This is a genomic window from Roseobacter cerffii, from assembly GCF_054226325.1.
In genome coordinates, this window is record NZ_CM135757.1 from 3,079,612 (window position 1) to 3,102,377 (window position 22,766).

The window sequence follows — 22,766 nt, forward strand, 5'->3', positions numbered from 1 at the left end:
AATGAGCACACTGCCGCAACCGGATACATCACTCATCGTCGCCTGCACGGTCAGTCGCGATGTCCAGAACTTCGATCTGCTGATCGAAGACATGGAGCTTGCCCTCGGCGAGAGCTGGGGGGACCTGGGATTTGCCGAGGCGCTCGCCTTTTTCGAACAACCCGAAGCGCAGGCGCTGGAGTTCATCGCGCTGGCCCTTGACGAGACCGACGAGGACAACCTGCCCCTGATGGGCGAGATCATCTCGCAGGCCAAGGCCCGTGGGATCAAAGTAATCCTGATAGCCGAAGATGTGACGCCAGCAGCGCTGCACTCGCTGTTGCGTCAGGGCGCGGATGAGTTTGTCCCCTACCCGCTGCCTGAAAACGAACTCGGTGAAGCCATCGAGCGCGTCCGGATGCAGGAACAGATGCTCGCGGCAGGCGCCCCGACACTGCACTCCGAAAGCCAGAAGGAAGGCGCGGTGATCGTGGTGCACGGCCTTGCGGGCGGCACCGGTGCCACAACTCTCGCAGTGAACCTCGCCTGGGAACTGGCGACAGCGGACAAGGACAATGCGCCAAGCGTCTGCATTCTCGACCTCGACTTGCAATATGGGGCGGTGGCCACCTTCCTCGACCTGCCACGGCGCGAGGTCGTCTATGACATGCTGTCGGACACCGAAGGCATGGATGACGAGATTTTCGGCCAGTCGCTTCTGACCTTCCAGGACCAGATGCAGGTGCTGACCGCCCCGATGGAGATGCTGCCGCTCGACATCATCACCGCAGAAGACGTGAACCGCGTGCTCGATATGGCGCGTCGGCACTTCGACTATGTGGTAATCGACATGCCCTCGACACTGGTCAGCTGGTCCGAAGCGGTGCTGAGCGCCGCACATGTCTATTTCGCGACCGTGGAGCTCGACATGCGCTCGGCTCAGAACACCCTGCGCTTCAAACGTGCGCTGCAAGCCGAGGAACTCCCGGTCGAAAAGCTCCGCTACGTGATGAACCGCGCCCCGAAATTCACCGATCTGAGCGGCAAAAGCCGCGTGAAACGCATGGCAGAAAGCCTTGGGATCTCCATCGATGTGCATATGCCGGACGGTGGCAAACCGATCACGCAGGGGGCGGACCACGGTCTGCCACTGTCGCAATCGGCGCCCAAGAACCCCCTGCGGCGCGAAATCGCCAAATTGGCAGCATCGATCCACGAACTCAACACGAACGACGTCAAGGCGGCCTGAGCGCTCAAAGGATAAACGATGTTCTCGAAGTATAAAAAACCATCGGCACAGCCTCCCGCAGAGGCCAAGGAGGCGGCCCCCGTCACAGAGATCGCCTCGGCGAAACCTGCGGCGACGCCCTCCGTCACGCGCAAGGCGGCCCCCAACGCGCCCGCTCAGGCCACCCCGATGGACAAGGAGCGCAAGCGCAAGGAACGGATGGGTGAGATCAAGCTCGATCTGCATCGGGTCCTTCTGGACAACCTGAACCTCTCTGCGCTGGAACACGCGACCGAACAGGATTTGCGCCAGGAAATCAGCGCTATCTCGAGCGAGTTTCTCGAAGAACGCTCGATCGTGCTGAACCGAGAAGACCGCCAGACCCTGACCTCCGAGCTCTACGACGAAGTCACCGGCCTCGGACCGCTTGAGACGCTGCTCAAAGACGAAACCGTGAACGACATCCTCGTGAACGGCCCGCAGCAGATCTTCGTCGAACGCGCCGGTAAGCTCGAGCTGACCGACGTCACCTTCAAGGACGAACGCCACCTGCTGCGGATCATCGACAAGATCGTCTCCGCCGTGGGCCGCCGTGTCGACGAGAGCAACCCTTACGTGGACGCCCGCTTGCAGGACGGCTCGCGCTTCAACGCGATGGTGCCGCCCGTGGCGGTGGATGGCAGCCTCGTCTCGATCCGGAAGTTCAAAAAAGACAAGTTGGGCATCGATGATCTGGTGCAATTCGGCGCGTTCACCGAGGAAATGGCTGCATATCTGCAAGCGGCCGTCGCCACCCGCCTCAACGTGATCGTCTCTGGCGGGACCGGGTCCGGTAAAACCACCACGCTCAACGCGCTCTCCAGCTTCATCGACAACGCGGAACGCATCCTCACCATCGAGGACACCGCGGAACTCCAGCTGCAACAGACCCACGTGGGCCGCATGGAAAGCCGCCCTCCAAATGTGGAAGGCAAGGGCGAGGTCTCCCCGCGCGACTGTCTGAAAAACGCGCTGCGGATGCGTCCTGACCGCATTATCGTCGGTGAGACCCGCGGCGAGGAAGTGATCGACATGCTGCAGGCCATGAACACAGGCCACGACGGCTCGATGACCACGATCCACGCCAACTCCGCCCGCGACGGTATCTCGCGTCTGGAAAACATGATCGCCATGGCCGGTATCGAGATGCCGATCAAGGCGGTACGCAGCCAGATTTCCTCGGCTGTGAACCTCATCGTGCAGGCCTCCCGCCTGCAGGACGGCTCGCGCCGCATGACCTCGATCACCGAGATCACCGGCATGGAGGGCGAGGTGATCTCCATGCAGGAGATCTTCCGCTACCAGCGCGTGGGCCTCACACCCGACAATAAGATCATCGGTCATTTCACCGCAACAGGCGTGCGCTCGGCCTATGCCGAACGCTTCCGTCTTTGGGGCTATGACCTTCCGCCTTCCATCTACGAACCCATCGCCGCCGAGTAAGGCCTAGTTCCGAGGACCACTCCCATGAATACAGAATTCATCGTCTACGGCCTGATCTTCATCGGCGTGCTGGTGCTCGTCGAGGGGCTCTACCTCGTCACCTTCGGCAAATCCATCAGCCTCAACAGCCGCGTGAACCGCCGGTTGGAGATGCTCGACAAGGGCAACGGCCGCGAAGAGGTGCTGGAAAAGCTGCGCAAGGAAATGCAGCAGCATATGAAATCCCGCAGCATTCCGCTTTATTCGCTCCTCGGCGAGAAGGCACAGAAAGCCGCGATTGCCTTCACCCCGCGCCAGCTGATCATGATCATGATCCTGCTCGCCGGTGTGGCCTTCATGGGGCTGACGGTGGGCACGGCCACCGAAGTAGGTGTGCGCGCGCTGCTCTCCGTCGGGATCGGCGTGGGTGCCGTCTACTTCTGGGTCTCGTCAAAGGCCAATAAGCGCCTGTCGATGATCGAAGAACAGCTGCCCGATGCAGTAGAACTGATGGTGCGCAGCCTGCGCGTCGGCCACCCTTTTTCCTCCGCAATCCAGATCGTGGCGAAGGAGGTGCAGGACCCGCTCGCCTCCGAATTCGGCATGATCGCTGACGAGTCCGCCTATGGCCGTGATGTGGGTGACGCGCTCAAGGAAATGGCCGAACGTCTGGAGATGCAAGACCTGCGCTTCCTTGCCGTTGCCGTGACGATCCAGCAGACCTCGGGCGGTAACCTCGCTGAAATTCTCGCGGGTCTCGCCAAGGTGATCCGGGCGCGCTTCCGCCTCTTCCGCCGCGTCAAGGCGATTACGGCCGAGGCGAAATGGTCGGGCAAGTTCCTCTCGGGCTTCCCCATCGTGGCGCTGCTCGTGATCAACATCTCTGATCCGAATTACTACGACGAGGTGCGTGACCATGCGCTCTTCATCCCGGCCTGTTTCGCCGTGGGCATCATGCTGGCGCTGAACCTGATCGTGATGCGCATTCTGACCGACATCAAGGTGTAAGGATCTGAAACAATGGAATTTCTGAGCTCTCTGAACACCATGATCACAGATATCCTCGGCCCGCTGGGTCCGATCATCATCCTCGGTTCCATCGGCGTTATCATGATCGCGATCACGATCATTCTGATCCTGCAGCAGCCCGAAGACCCGATGGCCAAGCTGAAGAAATCGGTGCAATCGCCGAATGCGTCCAAGGAACCGGCCCAACGCCTGCGCCAGGGCGAGCGCAACGAACAACTCCAGCGCTTCGCCAGCTTCCTAGAGCCACAGGACACAGCCGCCCTCAGCAAGAAACAGCTGCAGCTGCGCCAGGCCGGGTATCAAAGCAAGGATGCGGTGCGCATCTTCCACTTCGCACAGTTTGCGCTGGCCATCCTGGGCCTTCTCGGGGCCTTCATCTACCTGATCGTTCTGGGCGGTGGCGAAGGCTTCTCCGGCAACAAGATGATGATCTATTTCCTGGTGCCCGGGGTAATCGGCTACTACCTGCCCTCCTACTGGGTGACCCGTCGGGTCGAGACCCGCAAGGAAGAGATCACCAGCGGTTTCCCCGACAGTCTCGACATGATGCTCGTTTGTGTCGAGGCTGGTCAGTCCCTCGACCAGTCCATTGTCCGTGTGGCGCGTGAGCTGCACGCCTCCTACCCCGCGCTGGCGCAGGAATTCGACATCGTCGCCTATGAGATGAAAGCCGGTAAGGACAAGACCCAAGTGCTCAACGATATGGGCGAGCGATGCGGCGTGCAGGATGTATCGTCTTTCGTCACCGTGATGATCCAGTCCGCCACCTTCGGGACGTCGATTGCCGAGGCGCTGCGGGTCTACGCCGCCGAGATGCGCGACAAACGCGTGATGCGCGCCGAGGAGGCGGCAAACAAGTTGCCAACCAAGATGACGCTTGCCACTATGATGCTGACCGTTCCGCCCTTGCTGATCATCCTGGTCGGCCCGTCGGTACACGGCATCACGCAACTTGGGAACATGACCGGAAACTGATGAAACATCGGCTTGGGCGGGCTACCGCCCTCCTTCTTGCCTTGGGCCTTGCGGGCTGCGCAACGGGGACCGACCCGATTGCCCTGCCCGAAGGCCAGCTTGACGCCCCGGGTGTCGATTTCGAGGCCGAAGGGGTCGATGGGGTTCAGGTCGGGCATCGTCTGCTCGCGGCGGGCGAATATGAGCTTGCCATCAAATCCTTCGACCGGGCCGCACTCGCGCGCGGCGCCATAGACGCCGAAATCCTCGCCGGTCTCGGCAGCGCAAACCTTGGTCTGGGCCGCCTGGGCCAAGCGGAGAGCCTGCTGCGTCGCGCCATCGCGATGGAAGATGCGCAACCCGAGGATTGGAACAACCTCGGCGTCGTGCTCATGGAAGCGGGCAAAACCGTCGAAGCGGAACAGGTTTTCAAACGCGCTTTTGCGCTGGACAATGGCGAAAGTGTCGCAATCCGCGACAACTTGCGCTTAGCGCTCGCAAAATCTGAAAATTCTGCTACAACTGCCTCACAAACCGACGACTACAAGTTGGTACGGCGTGGCAGCAGTGATTTCCTGATCAGTCAGACGCCGTAATCGAGGCAAGAGCAGTAAAAGGACGCACAACATGCGCCACCCCATCCTTCTGTCCGCCTGTCTGGCGGGTGCAGTTCTCGTCGCAGGCTGCGCCAAAAAAGACTCTGACGACACGGTTGAACGGGCCTTCCAAGACGTCAATGTCATCGACGAGAGCAACCTCAATGACGTGATGCTGACGGTGGCCGACCCCAACGAGGCGGTGACCTACTTCATCCGCAGCACCAAGGAAAAACCTGATCGCATCGATCTGCAGCGCGGGCTGGCCTATTCGCTGGTGCGCGCAAAACGCTTTGCCGAAGCCGCGCCTGCCTGGGAAAAGGTGACCAAGATGGAGGGCGCCTCCGCCGAGGACAGCGTCGCTTATGCCGACACGCTGATCCGCACCGGCGATTGGGAGAAGGCCGAGGCCACGCTCGATGCCCTGCCCCCCACCCATGAGACGTTCAACCGCTACCGGCTGGAAGCGATGCTGGCGGACAGCAACGAAGAGTGGACGAAGTCCGACAGTTTCTATGAAATCGCCACGGGGCTGACCACCAAACCCTCGGGTGTGCTGAACAACTGGGGCTATTCCAAGCTGACTCGTGGGGACTACAAGGAGGCCGAGCGGCTCTTTGGCGAAGCAATCCGGCAGGATCCGACGCTCTTCACCGCCAAGAACAACCTCGTTCTGGCCCGCGGTGCGCAGGGCGATTACAGCCTGCCGGTGATCCCGATGGACCAGACCGAACGCGCGCAGCTTCTGCACACCATGGCCCTCTCGGCGATCAAGCAGGGTGACGTGACCGTTGGCAAATCTTTGCTGCGCGATGCCATCGAGACGCATCCACAGCACTTTGAACCGGCGGTGCGTGCCCTGGGCGCGCTCGAGACCTAAAGGCCTGCACTCATGGCGATAACCGCCTCTTCCGCCTGGTGGTTTTTGCCCTTCGTGCTGCCGCTGTGCTTCTACGTGGCCTTCACGGACCTGTCGCGCATGAAGATCACCAATCAAACGGTGGTGGTTCTGGCGCTGGTCTTCGTCGTGGTCGGCCCCTTTGCGATGCCCGATCTTGAGAGCTATCTCTGGCGGCTGGCACAGCTGGCGATCATGCTGGTCTTCGGGATCGTGCTGAATGCCATCGGCGCCATGGGGGCGGGTGATGCCAAGTTCATCGCCGCTGCCGCTCCGTTCGTTGCCGTGGGCGATCTGCGGCTGATCATGGCGCTGCTCGCGGCCTCATTGCTCGCCGCCTTCGTCACACACCGCATCGCCCGCGCGACCCCCTTGCGCAAGCTTGCCCCCCATTGGGCCAGCTGGGATCAGGGCAAGAAGTTCCCAATGGGCCTCGCCCTTGGCATGGCGCTTTCGCTCTACCTGATCCTTGCTGTCCTTTATGGTGCCTGATTTACGCCACTTTCACTTGATAACCTGCAGAGAAACCGGAGGCTGCGCGCCGCCGCCATAACTGCTGTTATTGAGGACGACCCCATGAATATGCACACCGCCGATGTGATGGCGCCACCACAGCCAAACACGCTGGACGATATGCAGCTCTCTCCCGTGATGATGCGCGACATCGTGCTGAAAACCATGTTCCGCAAGAACGTGGATATGGTGAGCGACCTCTCCAAGGCGATCTGCCTGCCCATCCGTGTCACGCAAGAGCTCGTGGACATGGCCCGCGAACAGCGCCTGCTGGAGGCCACAGGCACGCTCAATGCCAACAATGGCAATGAAATGGGCTACCAGCTCACCGAGCAAGGCAAGTCCCGTGCGCTCGATGCGCTGGCGCAATCCGAATACTTTGGCGCGATGCCCGTGCCGCTCGACGTCTACCGCGAACAGGTCAAGCGCCAGTCCGTGCGCAACATGCAGGTGACCCGCAACCAGCTGACCGGTGCCATGGGCCACCTCGTCCTGCCCGACATGCTGCTTGACCAGCTCGGACCGGCCGTCTCCGCCGGGCGTTCGATCCTGATGTACGGCCCGCCCGGCAACGGGAAATCCTCGATCTCCAACGGCATCCGCGACGCGCTCGGCGACAACGTCTTCGTGCCTCGCGCCATCGAATACGCGGGTCAGGTGATCACCGTCTATGACCCGATCGTGCATGCCGCCGTGCCCGTCGAAGAAGACGACCCCACCTCGCTGCGGCGCGCACCGAAATTCGACCAACGCTATGTGAAATGCGAACGCCCCACGGTGATCACCGGCGGTGAGCTGTCGCTCGACATGCTCGATCTGGTCTACAACCCGACCGCGCGCACCTATCAGGCGCCGCTGCAGCTGAAATCGACGGGGGGCATTTTCATCGTCGACGACCTCGGCCGCCAGGCCGAGCCGCCGCAGTCGCTCGTCAACCGCTGGATCGTCCCACTGGAGGAAAGCAAGGACATCCTCGCCCTGCAATCGGGCGAGAAATTCGAAGTCCCCTTCGACACGCTGGTCATCTTCTCCACCAACTTCCACCCGAACGAGATCTTCGACCAGGCCGCCCTGCGCCGGATCTTCTTCAAGATCAAGATCGACGGCCCCAACCAGGAGAACTTCCTGAAAATCTTCGCCATGGTCGCCAAGAAGCGCAAGATGCCGCTCGACGAGGCCACGCTGGTCCACCTGCTGAAGGTGAAATACCCCGAGATCGACAATATCTACGCCAACTACCAGCCGATCTTCCTGATCGACCAGATGATCTCGATCTGCGATTTCGAGGGCATTCCGTACCAGATGAGTCCGGAACTGATCGACCGCGCCTGGGCCAACATGTTCGTGAAAGACGAGCACATCGTGAAGTAGATGCGCGGCCTTTATGGCGCGCGCAACCATCTTCTGGCGTGCGCGCCAATGGTCGGCAAACAGACTGGCACGCTCTGAATGCAGCACGCTCGGTGCAGGCCCCGCACCCACGATGGCGGGAAGACGTCCTCTTTGCACCAATCCGTCTGATGCAAACAGCCCGCAACACGTAAGCGCGTCCGCGACGCCCAAAAACTGTGCTATGGACGCAATGCGACTGCGTGGATAGAACTCTACCGAAACGGGAGAGGCGGTTATGAGCACGGAAGACTGGGATGCGGCGTCATTCCTGGAGAAGGTTCTCGGCGTCGTCCCCGGAGTGATCTACGTCTTCAACCAAAAGACGCAGTCAAGTGAGTACACCAACCGCTCTTTAGGTGACATGCTCGGCTACACCGGCGCCGAAGCGCAGGCCATGGGGGAGGCGCTGATCCCCACGCTGACCCATCCCGACGACCTACCAAGGGTCTCCGCTCATTTTTCTGCGCTCCAGCAGCTGCAAGATGGCGAAATTCGGATGGTCGAATATCGCATGCAGCACAAGGACGGGCGGTGGGTCTGGCTCGTCTCCCATGATGCGGTCTTCGACCGAGCCGACGACGGCACCGTGCTCCGCCACATCGGCATCGCGACCGACATCACGGAACAGAAAGCACAAGAAGCGCGCGCCGCCGCGATCAGAGACGAGCTTGAAACTATCTTCAATGCCGCCACCAGCGGCATCGTCGCCCTCGACAGCGCGGGGCAGGTCGTGCGGGTCAATAACCGCGCGCGCCATATGCTCGGCGGGATTTCTGATCCGACACCATTTGCGTGGCCCAAGGCGATCCAGTTTCTCGATGCCGAGACGATGAAGCCGCTCGAGGCCAGCGCCGACCCCCTCCGGCGCGCCATGTCGGGCAACCGTCTGCGCAGTGAGACACATCTGATGCGGCGCGTACAATCCGGTCAGGATCAGAGGTATGTGCGCGTGGACAATGCGCTGGTCGACAACCCGGCGAGCGGCATCCACGTCGTTCTGGTCATCGATGACGTGTCGAACGAGGAACGCAACCGCCAGGTCGTCGAACGCAAGAGCCGCCTGGATGCTCTCGGGCAGCTCACCGGCGGAATCGCACATGATTTCAATAACCTCCTGGCCTCCCAGCTCTACGCGGTCGATCTGGCACGCAATGCAAGGGACGATGCAAAACGCGATATGTACCTGGAGACGGCGGCCAACTCGGTACAGCGTGGCCGCGCTCTGACCTCTCGATTGCTGTCCTTCGCAAGGCGCCAACCGGGGCTTTCGAGCGTCAAACTGACGTCGGATGTGCTCGGTGACTTTCAGCAATTGGTGCGCCCGATGCTCGAAGCGCAGATCGACATCGAGGTCTCCATCGAAGACCGGGACCTGCGTCACTATTGTGACCAGGTGCAGCTCGAAACCGCGCTGATGAATCTGGTTCTGAACAGCCGGGACGCGATGCTCCGGGCTGGAAAAGGTAACCGTATCGATATCAAGGCGCGGCCCGTCCGCTCGCCAACCGCGGTTTTGGACGGCAAGCAATCCGGGTCGGACAGCTCCGCTGGAAGCGGTCACGGGGATGGTCCCACCTTCCGATACATCGAGGTGAGCGTGGCCGACAACGGGCCTGGCATGGATGACGAAACGCTCGCCAGATGCACCGATCCCTTCTTTACGACGAAGGATACCAATTCGGGCACCGGGCTCGGGTTGGCGATGGTCTACGGCTTTGTTCGCCAGTCTGACGGCGATCTGCGCATCTACTCCGAGCTTGGGGTTGGCACGACGATCCAGATGACCCTGCCGCGCGGCAGCGAGTTAGGTGGCAGAGAGGATCCCATGCCGGAAGACGCCATCAAACGCGGAAACGGGCAGACCATCCTGCTCGTCGAAGACGAGTTGCAGCTTCTGCTGATGATCACGGATGTCGTTGAAGATTTGGGCTACACCGCTTTGACCGCCAAATCGGGCGAGCAGGCGCTGGCGCTGGTGGAAGATGGCGAACCCTTTGATCTGCTCCTGACCGACGTGGTGATGCCTGGCAAGATCGGCGGCTTTGAACTGGCCCGACGGGTGCGGGACATCCGGCCGGACATTCCGGTTATCTATACGTCCGGATACACCGGTTTTACGGCATCCGAGATGGGTAAAGTCCAGGCGCCGCTCCTGCAAAAACCCTCCCCGCCCGCCGAACTCGCTGAGGTCATTGCACAGGCGCTGTCCAAAAACGCATCGTAACGCACAGACCTACTGCGCCCCCTCCGGTGCGCCTGGGCTATGCGGATAGTCTTTCTACAGTGGCCAAGCCCTGCTTTCTCAGAGCAATAGACCGCTGGTACCCTTCTGTCCGCGCAAAACGCTATTCGAACACGTATTGCACGCAACCGCCGATGACGGTTCCGCTGGTTCAGGCCCGACACGACGGGGCTGGCCCCCGAGACTGCATCCGCTATCTTCCACCGCATGACTGCCCTGCCCCAGACCTTCCACACCTGGTTCGCCACCAAAGGCTGGTCCATCCACCCCCATCAGCAACAGATGCTCGATCGCGCGGACGCGCCTGCCCTGCTGCTGATCGCGCCCACTGGCGGAGGCAAGACGCTTGCGGGGTTTCTGCCGACACTGGTCGATCTGGCGGAGGCGCCAGAGTACGGGTTGCATACGCTCTACATCTCGCCGCTGAAGGCCCTGGCCGCTGACATCAAGCGGAACCTCACGACACCGGTCACCGAGATGGGCCTGCCCATCCGCATCGAAGATCGCACGGGCGACACTCCTGCAAGCCGCAAGAAGCGCCAACGCGCCGACCCGCCGCATATTCTGCTCACCACCCCGGAAAGCCTGGCTCTGCTGACGTCCTACGAGGATGCGCCGCGCATGTTCAAAAGTCTGAAACGGGTTGTGGTCGATGAAATCCACGCGCTGGCAGAGAGCAAGCGCGGCGACCAGCTGATGCTGGCGCTCGGGCGGCTGCAACGGCTCTGCCCCGATCTGCGGCGCGTTGGCCTATCGGCCACGGTCGAAGACCCGCAAGCCATCGCCCGGCAACTGGCGCGTCACCCTGATCCTTGCGAAATCCTGATCGCCGATCCGGGCCCCGCCCCTGACATCTCGATGCTGACGACGGACGAAGCCCCCCCGTGGTCAGGCGGTGGTGCCGCCTATGCGATCCCCGCGGTGCTCGAGCAAATTCGCCAACACAAAACCACGCTGATCTTCCATAACACCCGCGCGCAGGCGGAGATTTTCTTTCACAATCTCTGGCTCGCCAATGACGACAGCCTGCCCGTCGGCATCCATCACGGATCACTGGATCGCCAGCAACGTGAACGCGTCGAAGGCGCCATGGTGCGCGGTGAGCTGCGCGCGATCGTCTGCACCGGCAGCCTCGATCTCGGCATCGACTGGGGCGATGTGGATCTGGTGATCCAGATCGGCGCCCCGAAAAACGTCAAGCGCCTGGTGCAGCGGATTGGGCGCGCCAACCACCGCTACAACGCCCCCTCCAAGGCGCTGCTGGTCCCGGCAAACCGCTTCGAGGTTGTGGAATGCGTGGCCGCTCTGGAGGCTGTCCGCGAAGGTGCGCTCGATGGCGATCCGCGCGGACGCGGCCCGCGCGATGTGCTCTGCCAGCACATCCTGATCACTGCCGCGGCGGGTCCCTTCGACGCCGCCGCGCTGTACGATGAAGTCACCACCGTGGGCGCCTACGCCGGCCTTACTCGCGCTGAATTCGACGCCTGTCTCGATTTCTGCGCCACCGGCGGTTACGCCCTGCGCGCCTATGATCAATGGCAGCGCCTGTTGCAGCGCGCAGATGGCCAGTGGCAGCTGCGCGATCCCCGAGCCGCTCAACAAATTCGAATGAACATCGGTACGATCCAGGACACCGACACGCTCAAGGTGCGGCTCAAACGCAACCGGGGCGGCAAGCCGCTGGGCGAGGTCGAAGAAGGCTTCGCCGCCTCCCTGACCCCTGGCGATACCTTCCTGATCGGAGGTCAGATCGTGCGCTATGAAGGCCTGCGCGAGATGACCGTCGAGGTCAGCCGAAATGCCGCCAAGAAACCAAAGGTCGCCACCTTCCTCGGCACGAAATTCGCCACCTCCACCCAGCTCAGCGCCCGCGTGATCGAGATGTTCCAGCAAGAGACTTGGCCCGAGCTGCCCGCCCATACCGCCGACTGGCTGGCGCTTCAGCGTGAGGTCAGCCAGCTGCCCGAACCCGGGCGCCTGCTGATCGAGAGCTTCCCGCACGACGGGCGCGAGCAGACGGTGATCTACGGCTTTGCCGGACGCAACGGCCAGCAGACGCTTGGCCTTCTGCTCACCAAACGCATGGAGGAGATGGGGCTGAACCCGATGGGATTCGTCGCCACCGACTATGCCACCCTCATCTGGGGCCTGAACCAGATCGATGACCCCGCGCCGCTCTTCGATCTCGACGCACTGCAGGATGGGTTGGAGACCTGGCTCGCCGGCAATGCCGTTATGAAGCGGACGTTCAGGGCAAGCGCCACCATCGCCGGGTTGATCCAGCGCAACACACCCTCGGCGCGCAAGACCGGCCGGCAGGCCACCTTCAGCTCCGACATCCTCTACGACACGCTTCAAAAATACGACCCCGGCCACCTGCTGCTCGACATCACCCGCGAGGAAGCCTTGCGCGGGCTGGTCGATTTTGGGCGGATCGAGGAAATGGCGCAGCGGGTCGGCGACCGGATCGACCATGTCGTGCTCGACCGTGTGACCCCGCTCGCCGCTCCCCTGTTTCTCGAAATGGGACGCGTACCGGTCAAGGGCGCCGCGGAAGAACAGTTGCTCGCCGAAGAGGCCGCCCGGCTGATGGAAACCTCTGGCCTGGCCCAGATCACGCCGCAACCGGCGAACACGCCGCGCTGGCGGGTTGGCTATTGAGCGCTTGCACGGCGACGCGGGATCGGCGATGAACAAACCATGAACTGTCACGATTTTACATTCGCGGGTGTAGAGCTCAAAGCGCTCGGCTCTGGCGCGCTCTGGTGGCCTGACGAGGCGCTGCTCTGCATCTCCGACCTGCACCTGGGCAAATCCGAGCGCGTCGCCCGGCGGAGCGGCCAGTCGCTGCCGCCCTACGAGACGCGCGATACGCTGACACGGCTGGCGGCTGATCTGGCGCGGACACAGGCGCGTACGGTCATCTGCCTCGGGGACAGCTTCGATGATCTCGCCGCCGCCGCTGCGCTGCCCGAACAGGAGCGGCTCTGGATCACGCAATTGCAGGCTGGGCGGCGCTGGATCTGGATAGAGGGCAACCACGATCCGGGCCCGTTGGAGTTTGGCGGCGCGCATCTGCAGGAGATGACGCTCGGGCCGCTCACCTTCCGGCACATCGCCAGCGACGGTGTAACAGGTGAAGTTTCGGGCCATTACCACCCAAAGGCCGGGCTTCATGCGCGAGGACGAACCATCACGCGCCCGGCATTCCTGTTTGATTCCAAACGCTTGATCCTACCCGCCTATGGCACCTACACCGGTGGACTGCGCAGTCACAGCGACGTGCTGGGCCGCCTTATGGAGCCGAATGCGCTTGCCATCCTCACCGGCCCTGTGCCCACATGCGTGCCAATGCCGAGGTGAGGACAGCAGATGGACGAAAGCAACCGACAGCGGGTTGAGCGAAGCTTCGCGGCGCAAGCGATGATGCGCACACTGGGTGCAGAGATCACCGATATCGCCGAAGGTGCGGTCGAGATCACCGCACCCATCCTGCCCGGTGCGACGCAACAGCAGGGCTTCGGTCACGCAGGTCTGACCTTCTCCATCGGCGACAGCGCTGCGGGCTATGCCGCGCTCAGCCTGATGCCGCTCGACAGCGAGGTCGTGACGGCCGAGCTCAAGATCAACCTGCTCGCACCCGCGGTCGGGGATCAGCTGCGGGCACGCGGAAAGGTGATCAAACCCGGCAAACGGCTCATGGTGGTGAGCAGTGAGGTCCACGCCCTGAAAGGCGGCACCGAAACCCTCATCGCCATCCTGCAGGGCACGATGGTGCCGGTCTCCGCCTAAGCGGTCAGCCCTTCCGGTTCCGGCAAGCCATTGGCGCGGCAGCAGGCCGTCACGGTGTTGGCCAGCAAGCAGGCGATGGTCATCGGCCCGACACCACCCGGCACCGGCGTGATTGCACCCGCCACAGCGGCACAGCTCTCATAATCCACATCACCGACAAGGCGCGTCTTGCCCTCACCGCGCTCCGGCGCGTCCAGTCGGTTGATACCCACGTCGATCACCGTGGCCCCCGGCTTGATCCAGTCGCCCGGCACCATCTCGGGCCGTCCAACCGCCGCCACGACAATATCAGCGCGGCGCACCACCTCGGGCAGGTCCTTCGTGCGGCTGTGCGCGATGGTCACCGTACAGCTGTCACCCAGCAGCAACTGCGCCATCGGCTTTCCCACGATATTCGACCGGCCAATCACCACCGCATCCATGCCGGACAGCGACCCATGATAATCGCGCAGCATCATCAGGCAGCCGAGCGGCGTGCAGGGCACCATGGACTTCTGCCCCGTGCCCAACAGGCCCACGTTGGAGATATGAAACCCATCCACGTCCTTTTCAGGCGCGATGGAATTGATCACCAGATCCTCATCCAGATGCCCCGGCAAAGGCAGCTGGACCAGAATACCGTGGATCTCCGGATCCTTGTTCAGATCGTCGATCACCTTCAGCAGATCAGCTTCGGAGGTGTCGGCCTCCAGCTTGTGCTCAACCGATGTCATGCCCACTTCGACCGTCTGCTTGCCCTTGGAGCGCACGTAAACCTGGCTCGCGGGGTCTTCGCCCACCAGCACCACCGCCAGGCCCGGTGTGATCCCGTGATCGGCCTTGAGCCGCGTGACGTGCTCGGCCACCTGCGCCCGCACCTTACCGGCAAATGCTTTTCCATCGATGATCGTAGCTGGCATCTCTGTCTTCCTGTTATCTTTGAAACATGACCCTGTGGGTCCACGAGCGACCATCGCTGATCACCAATTCGTTGAACTGCATGAGCTGCAGCAAATCATAGAAGGTCGCCACATATTGCAGCTCTTCCTGTTGAAAAAACCCACCCTGCCGGACAGCAACCGTCATCTGCGCCATGATCGCCCGGGCGCGGTAGAGCGTGGCAAAGACCTCGTCATCCAGCGCGGTGAGGATCAGCGTGTCCGCATCCTCGCCCTTGGCAAAGAAGACAAACCGCGGGCTCTCGGGCGCCTCGAGCTGCGCGCTTGTCAGCACGTTCACGAAGTCGATCCGCACCGCCTTGCCCGCCCCTGAACTGGCGCGCACCACCCGGTCGAAGGTCTCTTCCGAGGTCACTTCCGGGTAGTAGTAGCCCACATATCGATCCTGCGCCGCAGAAGCGCCTGCGATCAGTATCGCGAAGATGAAGGTAATTGCTCTGACCATGACATCCGTCTCCCTTGGCTCCGGTCGATGCCTGCGAGCCCCGCAGGGGCAAGGCTCAGTCGCGGGGTCGATCCCCGCGCCTGAGCCCATCTGATCAGAACAATCCTTCGACGTCACCATCTGCATTAAGCTTGATCGCTTCCGCGGAGGGCACACGCGGCAAGCCCGGCATCGTCATGATCTCACCGCAAATCGCGACGACAAAGCCCGCGCCCGCGCTCAGGCGCACCTCACGAACCGGGATATTGAACCCTGTCGGTGCGCCGCGCTCGTTCGGGTCGGTGGTGAAGCTGTATTGCGTCTTCGCCATGCAGACCGGCAGGTTGCCGTAGCCCTGCGCTTCCCAGTCCTTCAACTGGTTGAGGATCTTCTGATCCATCAGCGCCGCGTCCGCGCGGTAGATCTTGGTCGCAATCGTGTTGATCTTATCTGCCAGCCCCATCTCGTCGGGGTAGATCGGCGCAAAATCGGCCTCGCCCTTCTCGATGGTTTCCACCACCTTTGTGGCCAGATCGGCAGAGCCTTCGGAGCCCAGCTCCCAGTGGCGCGACAGAACCGCCTCGGCGCCTTGACCAGCGACGTAGTCCTTAACGGCCTGCACTTCAGCATCGGTGTCGGTCACAAAGTGGTTGATCGCGACAACCACCGGCACGCCGAAGCTCTTCACGTTCTCGATGTGACGCCCAAGGTTGGCGCAACCGCTCTTGACCGCGTCCACATTCTCCGCACCCAGATCGGCCTTGGCCACGCCGCCGTTCATCTTCATCGCGCGCACAGTGGCCACAACCACCACGCAAGACGGCGCGAGGCCCGCCTTGCGGCACTTGATGTTAAGGAACTTCTCGGCCCCAAGGTCCGCCCCAAAGCCCGCTTCGGTGACTACGTAGTCCGCCAGTTTCAGTGCCGTGGTGGTCGCGATGACGGAGTTACAGCCATGCGCGATATTCGCAAATGGCCCGCCGTGCACGAACGCCGGGTTGTTCTCCAGCGTCTGCACGAGGTTCGGCTGCATCGCGTCTTTCAGCAGCACCGTCATGGCGCCATCGGCCTTGATGTCACGGGCATAAACGGGTGAGCGGTCGCGGCGGTAGGCCACGATCATATCGCCGAGGCGCTTCTGCAAATCGCTGAGATCTTTCGACAGGCACAGGATCGCCATGACTTCCGAGGCCACGGTGATGTCAAAGCCCGCCTCGCGCGGGAAGCCGTTGGCCACACCACCCAAGCTCGTGGTGATCTGACGCAGCGCGCGGTCGTTCATATCGACCACGCGACGCCAGACGACGCGGCGGGTGTCGATTTCCAGCTCGTTGCCCCAGTAAATGTGGTTGTCGATCATCGCCGAGAGCAGCGAATGAGCCGATGTGATCGCGTGGAAATCGCCCGTGAAGTGCAGGTTCATCTCTTCCATCGGCACAACCTGCGCATAGCCGCCACCCGCAGCGCCGCCCTTCATGCCGAAGTTCGGACCAAGCGAGGCTTCGCGGATACAAACGGCAGCCTTCTTTCCAATGCGATTCAGCCCGTCGCCCAGACCGACGGTTGTGGTGGTCTTGCCCTCACCGGCCGGCGTCGGGTTGATCGCCGTGACCAGGATCAGCTTGCCGTTCTCGTTGCCTTGCACCGAGTTGATGAAGCTCTGCGAGACCTTCGCCTTGTCGTGACCGTAGGGCAGCAGATCGTCGCTGGCGATGCCCAGCTTAGCCCCGATCTCCTGGATCGGCTTTTTCGATGCGGCGCGCGCAATTTCAATGTCAGATTTATAGGCCATGGAACACTCCCCGATGAAACGCCGCGCGCGGCTGTGATGCTGCGTCCTGCATACGAGCGCGCCGCAATGGGCAGAAGGGCGATTCCGACATTTCCACCGCTGTCAGCGGCGGGAAGCGCAGCAATCGTTTCGTTTCGGAAACGATTGTTACGTTCGCGCGTCGGCGAGATGCGGCCAGACGGGCTGGTCCGGGATGTGCAAGGTGACCGTGTCGCCGACGGCCACTGCCCCCTCGCGCTCGACCCAGGCCGTCACCCCGCGCCGGTTCTTCGCCGCCGGTTTGAACGCCGCACCAAAGCCCGCGTGATCCTTCTCGATCTCGCGGCCCGGCAGCACGCAGGGCCGGTTCTCCATATCCACGGTAATGCTCGCACCGCTGGGCATCTGCAGCCGCGAGGATGGCGGCACATGGGTGAAATCGGGGATACCCTCTATCACCATCGAGGCACCGACCCAGACGGGATCAATCGTCTCCAGCCCCATGTCCGAGGCGATGGCGGCAAGATCCTCCGCCGAAAGCACGGAGAGCTGCCGCACATTGCGGATTTCCGTCCCCTTCGGATATTGCGCCTTGGTGCGCACGCAGGACGGGCGGGTCAGACCGCCGTGGCACTCCCCTTCGATGCCGGTGAAGGTGAGCGCGGCAGATGGCAAAGGTTCAGCGCGCAAACTGGCCTCGCTGTCGATCACCCGGCCCAGCCAGGTGATGGTTCCAGTGAAGCGTGTGGGCAAAAGCGCGGGCATGACCGGTCCTCCGGGAGTTGACCTGCGCATTTGGACCAGAGGTGCTGCGAAAAGAAAAGGCCCCGCGCGTGGCGGGGCCTATGGTTTTTCGTGATACTTCCATCGCGATCCGTGATCAGGTCGGCTCCGGCTCCAGCCCGCCATCCGAAGGCGGCGTTTTCTTCGCCTTGGCCTTGGCTTTCGGGATGCCGATGACGCTGGGGGCCGAGCCGCTGTCCGGCTTGTCGTCCTCATCCGCGGGCGGCACAGGAGGCTCACCATTCATGACCCGCTTGATCTCGTCACCAGTCAGGGTTTCGTATTCCAGAAGACCTTGTGCAAGACGTTCGAATTCGGTCTCGTTCTCGGTGATGATCTTCAGCGCCCAGTCATAGCCGTCCTGAATGAAGCGCTGCACCTCCTCCTCGATCAACTCCTTGGTGTTGGCCGAGACGGAGAAGCCCGCGGTGTTCCCCTGATAGCCTTCGGCGGCCTCGGAGTAGTCAATATTACCAACCTTGTCCGACATGCCCCAGCGCAGCACCATGGCGCGTGCAAGACCCGACGCCTGCATGATGTCACCAGCAGGGCCGTTCGAGACCGCTTCCGGCCCGTACTTATGAATTTCCGCCGCCTTACCCGCCATGGTCATGGCGAGACGCTGGTGGCATTCGTCCTTGAACATGTTCAGGCGGTCCATTTCCGGCAGGCTCATCACCATGCCGAGCGCACCGCCGCGCGGGATGATCGTCGCCTTGTAGACCGGGTCGCATTTCGGCAGTTTGATGCCCACCAGTGCGTGTCCCGCCTCGTGATAGGCGGTCATCTCCTTTTGTTCCGGCGTCATGACCATTGAGCGACGCTCGGCGCCCATCATGATCTTGTCCTTCGCGTTCTCGAAGTCGATCATCGTCACGAAGCGACGCCCCACGCGGGCCGCGCCAAGTGCTGCTTCGTTCACAAGGTTCGCCAGATCGGCGCCAGAAAACCCAGGCGTTCCGCGTGCGATGATGCGCAGGTCGACGTCGGGACCGAGCGGAGTCTTCCGAGCGTGTACGCCGAGGATTTTCTCGCGGCCCTTGATGTCCGGATTGCCCACGGTCACCTGACGGTCGAACCGGCCCGGGCGCAGCAGTGCGGGGTCCAACACATCCTTGCGGTTTGTCGCCGCGATGATGATCACGCCCTCATTTGCTTCGAACCCGTCCATCTCGACCAGCAGTTGGTTGAGGGTCTGTTCACGCTCGTCATTACCGCCGCCATAGCCTGCACCCCGGTGCCGACCCACGGCGTCAATCTCGTCGATGAAGACGATGCAGGGCGCGTTCTTCTTGGCTTGCTCGAACATGTCGCGCACGCGAGAGGCACCGACACCAACGAACATTTCCACGAAGTCCGATCCCGAGATTGTGAAGAAAGGCACGCCCGCCTCACCGGCGATGGCGCGAGCCAAGAGCGTCTTACCAGTCCCGGGAGGGCCCTCAAGCAATGCACCTTTCGGGATTTTGCCGCCCAAACGGCTGAATTTCTGGGGATTGCGCAGGAATTCGACGATTTCTTCCAGCTCTTCCTTCGCCTCGTCGATTCCCGCGACATCGTCAAAGGTCACGCGGCCATGCTTTTCGGTGAGCATCTTGGCCTTGGACTTGCCAAAGCCCATGGCGCCGCCTTTGCCACCACCCTGCATCCGATTCATGAAGTAGACCCAGACACCGATCAGCAGCAGGAAGGGCAGAAGCGACATCAGGAAGGTCTGGAACCCGGACTGCTGTTGCTGTTCGGCACGCACCGCAATGTCGTTCTCAATCAAAAGCTGTGTGATTTCAGCATCTTCCGGCTTGATCGCCACATAATCCACGCCGTCTGCCTGACGGAAGCGCACTTGCTCGCCATCGAGCGTCACGTTGCTGACCTCGCCGGATTCGACCGCGTTGACGAACTCCGAATAGCTTATCTCGCGGCTTTGCAGCGTGCTGCCGGGCCCACTGAACAGGTTGAACAGGGCCAGGATCAGTAGAAACAGGACGACCCAGAAGGCGATGTTGCGTGCATTACCCAACGATTTTCTCCTAAAATGTGCGCGCGGGACGAAAGCCTATCGTACCACTACTTGGCTAAGATAGACACTGCGCGCACATGTTCAATGCGATAAAAGTGCGGCAAAGAAGGCCTCTTCGCCTCCCTCGATGCTCGCGTGCCATCCATTTCGGTGGCCCGCCATGGGTGCTGCGACCAGATCCGGACCGCGCCAGACCGCGGGTGTGACCCGCAGAACATCCCGTGGCAGCCCCGCCGTGCGCCAGTCGGCGAGCTGTTTCAGACCCTCTTCGCCAAGCGCGCCGAGATGCAAACCCTCGCCTTGCGGACCGCCGTGCAGGTGCCAGCGGCCATCCCAGAGCTCGTCCACGCGGCATTTCATATCGCGGATCGGTTGGTGCTCGCGGAAAATCCACAGCGCGTCCCGGTCGCGCCAGGCCTGACAGCCGTCCACCGTGCCGCCAGTGCCCTGTTTCAGCGCCTCGATCAGGCCGAGAACAGGGCGGCGACGCGGGGCGTAGCCTGAGCCGCTGATCCAAGCGATGGCGCTCAGCAGGATGCGGCGCGCGGCCTCGTCGGGCAGCGTGCGATAGGTGCGCCAATCGATCCGCACCGCACCCGCCTCCACCCGCGCGATCCGGCGCGCTTCGAGAAAGGCCTGCCAGTTCAGCGCATCCCGCGCGCGCGCCATGTTGAACGCAACCTGTCCCAGTGCCTGCGCGTCGATGCCCAACGGCGCCAGAACGTCCAGCGCCTGTCGCACCCGGACGCGGTCAAATCGGGTGTCATCATTGCTGGGGTCCTCGGCCCAGCTTGCCCCGCGCGCCCGCAAGTCCTCCCTCAGCTCTGCGCGAGTGAAACCCAAAAGCGGCCTGATCCACGTGATCCCGTTCCACAGCCGCCGCGGCGCCATCGCCGACAACCCATCGACCCCGGCACCCCGCGCCAGCCGCATCAGCACCGTTTCCGCCTGATCATCCAGCGTGTGGCCCAAGGCGATGGTGGTGATGTCGTGGTCCTTCGCCCAATCGGTAATTAGCCGATACCGCGCGTCTCGGGCCTCTTTTTGCAGATTGCCCTGACGATCCCAGCCAGTCCATCGCACAATCGTATGCGGTACGTCCAAGCGCTCACAAAGTGCGGTGACGTCCGCCGCCTCAAGCGCGGCCTCGGACCGCAGACCGTGATCAACAGTAATCGCATGCAGCAGGATGGGGTGCGTCTGAGCGATGTCGTGCAACAGATGCAACAGCGCAACAGAGTCGCCTCCGCCGGAGACCGCGACACCCAAGGCGCCCGGCGGGTGCGGCAAGAGGTGCTGCGCCACCTCGCCGCTCAACGCGCCGGGCATTACATCACGCACAGCCCAGGCGTTGCATCTCTCTCCGCGCCTGCTCGGCCGCCGGGTTCTCCGGGAAGCGCAGCCCAACCTCGCCCAGGGTCACGCAGGCTTCTTGCATCTGGCCAAGACCACCAAGAGACCGCCCGAGACGGTAGAGCGATTCAGGCGCGACCGGCCCGGTGGGATCGACACTGAAACTGTTGAGATAGGCGCGGGCCGCCTCGCGGGTGTCGCCAAGGCCTTCCAGTGCTTCACCACGTCCCAGATCGGCACCCGCGGCAAGCGGGCCACCGGGGTAGGTCAAAGTGAAGCTCGCAAAGAGGTCAGCCGCGCGCTGATAGTCACCATCGCTCAATGCGGTTTGCGCCTTCTTGAAATCCTCTTCCTCGCCAACCGCAAGCTGGATGCCACCCTGCGGCGCTGCCGGGTCCGGTGTGGCAATGCCGCCCGGCGCCGGCGTCACCGCCGCAGGCAGATCGCCCCCGAGCGTCGTGGTCTCCCCGAGCGCTGCAATATCGCCGCCCTCCAGTTCGACCAGCCGAAACTCGAGATCACCCAGCCGGTTCGTGCCATCCTGCACGATCCGATTGATGCGGAACTCGAGTTCCTCGGTCTTCGACGTCAGTCGCTGCATCTCTGCCTCGATGGCGCTCATCCGGTCGAGCACCGTCTCGCCGCCCGTGTTCACATTGGCCCCACCGGTTGTCGACAGCTCGCGCCGCAGCTTCTGAATCTCGACGTAAAGCACTGTCATCTCCTGCCGGATATCCGCCAGGGTCTGATCGTCCTGCGCCTGCGCGCCGAGGGGGAGCAGGACAAGTGCGGTGACAAAAGCGACAAAGATGCGCATCACACTACCCTGTCAGTCCAGCAGCCAGGACCGTCACGGCACGGCGGTTCTTGGCATAGCAAGCTTCGTTGGAACATATCTCGATCGGACGCTCCTTGCCATAGCTCACGGTGCGCAGCCGATTGCCCGCGACACCTTTCGAGACGAGATATTCGCGCACCGCATTCGCACGGCGGGCACCAAGAGCCACGTTGTATTCGCGCGTGCCCTGCTCATCCGCATGGCCTTCGATGATCGCGGTGAAATCGGTGTTGGTCAGCAGCCAGGTCGCCTGCCCGTCCAGCACGGTGCGGCCCTCATCCGAGATCGTCGATTGATCCACGGCGAACAGCACCCGATCCCCGATGGTCTGGTTGAAATAGGCGGGCGATGTGGGGTCATTCGGGCTGCCTGGGACAACCGCGCCACCGGCGCCGCCAAGCCCGCCTGCGGTGCCATCCGCGCCGAAGCGATCCGGGTTCGTACAAGCCGCGAGCGCAAGCCCCGCAACGAGAAGAAGAATTTTAGCCTTGAGTGTCATGCTCTCTGCCTCATGTGATCGATGTTGTTGTTATTTTATTGGGGTTTTAGCACATG

Annotated in this window: 20 protein-coding genes; 12 read left to right on the plus strand and 8 right to left on the minus strand. The window is 62.3% G+C overall.

What is annotated here, in order from left to right; all coding sequences use genetic code 11:
• Position 1: 1 nt before the first annotated feature.
• From ACVC7O_RS14920 to ACVC7O_RS14975, 12 genes are all read left to right on the plus strand, one after another.
• Entirely contained in the window at positions 2-1,228 is a 1,227-nt protein-coding gene (locus tag ACVC7O_RS14920; protein ID WP_458322906.1) for an AAA family ATPase, read from the plus strand.
• A gap of 18 nt (positions 1,229-1,246) precedes the next feature.
• Positions 1,247-2,689: a CpaF family protein gene (locus ACVC7O_RS14925; protein WP_458322907.1), complete on the plus strand. Its 1,443-nt coding sequence runs from the start codon at positions 1,247-1,249 to the stop codon at positions 2,687-2,689.
• A gap of 24 nt (positions 2,690-2,713) precedes the next feature.
• Entirely contained in the window at positions 2,714-3,676 is a 963-nt protein-coding gene (locus tag ACVC7O_RS14930) for a type II secretion system F family protein (RefSeq protein WP_458322908.1), read from the plus strand.
• Between the two features lie 12 nt (positions 3,677-3,688).
• Positions 3,689-4,672 (plus strand): type II secretion system F family protein, encoded by a 984-nt coding sequence (locus ACVC7O_RS14935; RefSeq protein ID WP_458322909.1) that lies wholly within the window; start codon positions 3,689-3,691, stop codon positions 4,670-4,672.
• Positions 4,672-5,247 (plus strand): tetratricopeptide repeat protein, encoded by a 576-nt coding sequence (locus ACVC7O_RS14940; RefSeq protein ID WP_458322910.1) that lies wholly within the window; start codon positions 4,672-4,674, stop codon positions 5,245-5,247. The genes ACVC7O_RS14935 and ACVC7O_RS14940 overlap by 1 nt, the downstream gene beginning before the upstream one ends.
• Positions 5,248-5,278: 31 nt before the next feature.
• Positions 5,279-6,127, plus strand: a complete 849-nt coding sequence (locus ACVC7O_RS14945) for a tetratricopeptide repeat protein (protein WP_458322911.1) — start codon at positions 5,279-5,281, stop codon at positions 6,125-6,127.
• 12 nt (positions 6,128-6,139) lie between these two features.
• A complete protein-coding gene (locus ACVC7O_RS14950) occupies positions 6,140-6,637 on the plus strand; it encodes a prepilin peptidase (RefSeq protein ID WP_458322912.1) in 498 nt (165 codons plus the stop codon).
• 84 nt (positions 6,638-6,721) lie between these two features.
• Positions 6,722-8,029 carry an ATPase gene (locus tag ACVC7O_RS14955; RefSeq protein ID WP_458322913.1) on the plus strand — a complete coding sequence of 436 codons (1,308 nt, stop codon included), beginning with the start codon at positions 6,722-6,724 and terminating at the stop codon, positions 8,027-8,029.
• A gap of 256 nt (positions 8,030-8,285) precedes the next feature.
• Positions 8,286-10,274 carry an ATP-binding protein gene (locus ACVC7O_RS14960; protein ID WP_458322914.1) on the plus strand — a complete coding sequence of 663 codons (1,989 nt, stop codon included), beginning with the start codon at positions 8,286-8,288 and terminating at the stop codon, positions 10,272-10,274.
• A gap of 225 nt (positions 10,275-10,499) precedes the next feature.
• Complete coding sequence (locus ACVC7O_RS14965; RefSeq protein ID WP_458322915.1) at positions 10,500-12,953, plus strand: ligase-associated DNA damage response DEXH box helicase; 2,454 nt, start codon at positions 10,500-10,502, stop codon at positions 12,951-12,953.
• A gap of 39 nt (positions 12,954-12,992) precedes the next feature.
• Positions 12,993-13,655 (plus strand): ligase-associated DNA damage response endonuclease PdeM, encoded by a 663-nt coding sequence (pdeM, locus tag ACVC7O_RS14970; RefSeq protein WP_458322916.1) that lies wholly within the window; start codon positions 12,993-12,995, stop codon positions 13,653-13,655.
• A gap of 9 nt (positions 13,656-13,664) precedes the next feature.
• Complete coding sequence (locus ACVC7O_RS14975; protein WP_458322917.1) at positions 13,665-14,084, plus strand: PaaI family thioesterase; 420 nt, start codon at positions 13,665-13,667, stop codon at positions 14,082-14,084.
• Here ACVC7O_RS14975 and folD read toward each other — a convergent pair.
• The 8 genes from folD to pal form a co-directional block, all read right to left on the minus strand.
• Positions 14,081-14,983 (minus strand): bifunctional methylenetetrahydrofolate dehydrogenase/methenyltetrahydrofolate cyclohydrolase FolD, encoded by a 903-nt coding sequence (folD, locus tag ACVC7O_RS14980; RefSeq protein ID WP_458322918.1) that lies wholly within the window; start codon positions 14,981-14,983, stop codon positions 14,081-14,083. The two genes, ACVC7O_RS14975 and folD, sit on opposite strands and share 4 nt — an antisense overlap.
• A gap of 13 nt (positions 14,984-14,996) precedes the next feature.
• Positions 14,997-15,467, minus strand: coding sequence for a hypothetical protein (locus ACVC7O_RS14985; protein ID WP_458322919.1), 471 nt, complete (start codon positions 15,465-15,467; stop codon positions 14,997-14,999).
• Between the two features lie 94 nt (positions 15,468-15,561).
• Positions 15,562-17,238, minus strand: a complete 1,677-nt coding sequence (locus ACVC7O_RS14990) for a formate--tetrahydrofolate ligase (protein ID WP_458322920.1) — start codon at positions 17,236-17,238, stop codon at positions 15,562-15,564.
• A gap of 147 nt (positions 17,239-17,385) precedes the next feature.
• Entirely contained in the window at positions 17,386-17,982 is a 597-nt protein-coding gene (locus ACVC7O_RS14995; RefSeq protein ID WP_458322921.1) for an MOSC domain-containing protein, read from the minus strand.
• 115 nt (positions 17,983-18,097) lie between these two features.
• A complete protein-coding gene (gene ftsH, locus ACVC7O_RS15000; RefSeq protein ID WP_458322922.1) occupies positions 18,098-20,020 on the minus strand; it encodes an ATP-dependent zinc metalloprotease FtsH in 1,923 nt (640 codons plus the stop codon).
• An 81-nt stretch (positions 20,021-20,101) separates the two neighbouring features.
• Positions 20,102-21,361, minus strand: coding sequence for a tRNA lysidine(34) synthetase TilS (tilS, locus tag ACVC7O_RS15005; RefSeq protein WP_458322923.1), 1,260 nt, complete (start codon positions 21,359-21,361; stop codon positions 20,102-20,104).
• Positions 21,354-22,190 (minus strand): tol-pal system protein YbgF, encoded by an 837-nt coding sequence (gene ybgF / locus ACVC7O_RS15010; RefSeq protein WP_458322924.1) that lies wholly within the window; start codon positions 22,188-22,190, stop codon positions 21,354-21,356. Before ybgF ends, tilS begins: the two co-directional genes overlap by 8 nt.
• A gap of 4 nt (positions 22,191-22,194) precedes the next feature.
• Positions 22,195-22,710: a peptidoglycan-associated lipoprotein Pal gene (gene pal / locus ACVC7O_RS15015; protein WP_458322925.1), complete on the minus strand. Its 516-nt coding sequence runs from the start codon at positions 22,708-22,710 to the stop codon at positions 22,195-22,197.
• Positions 22,711-22,766 lie beyond the last annotated feature (56 nt).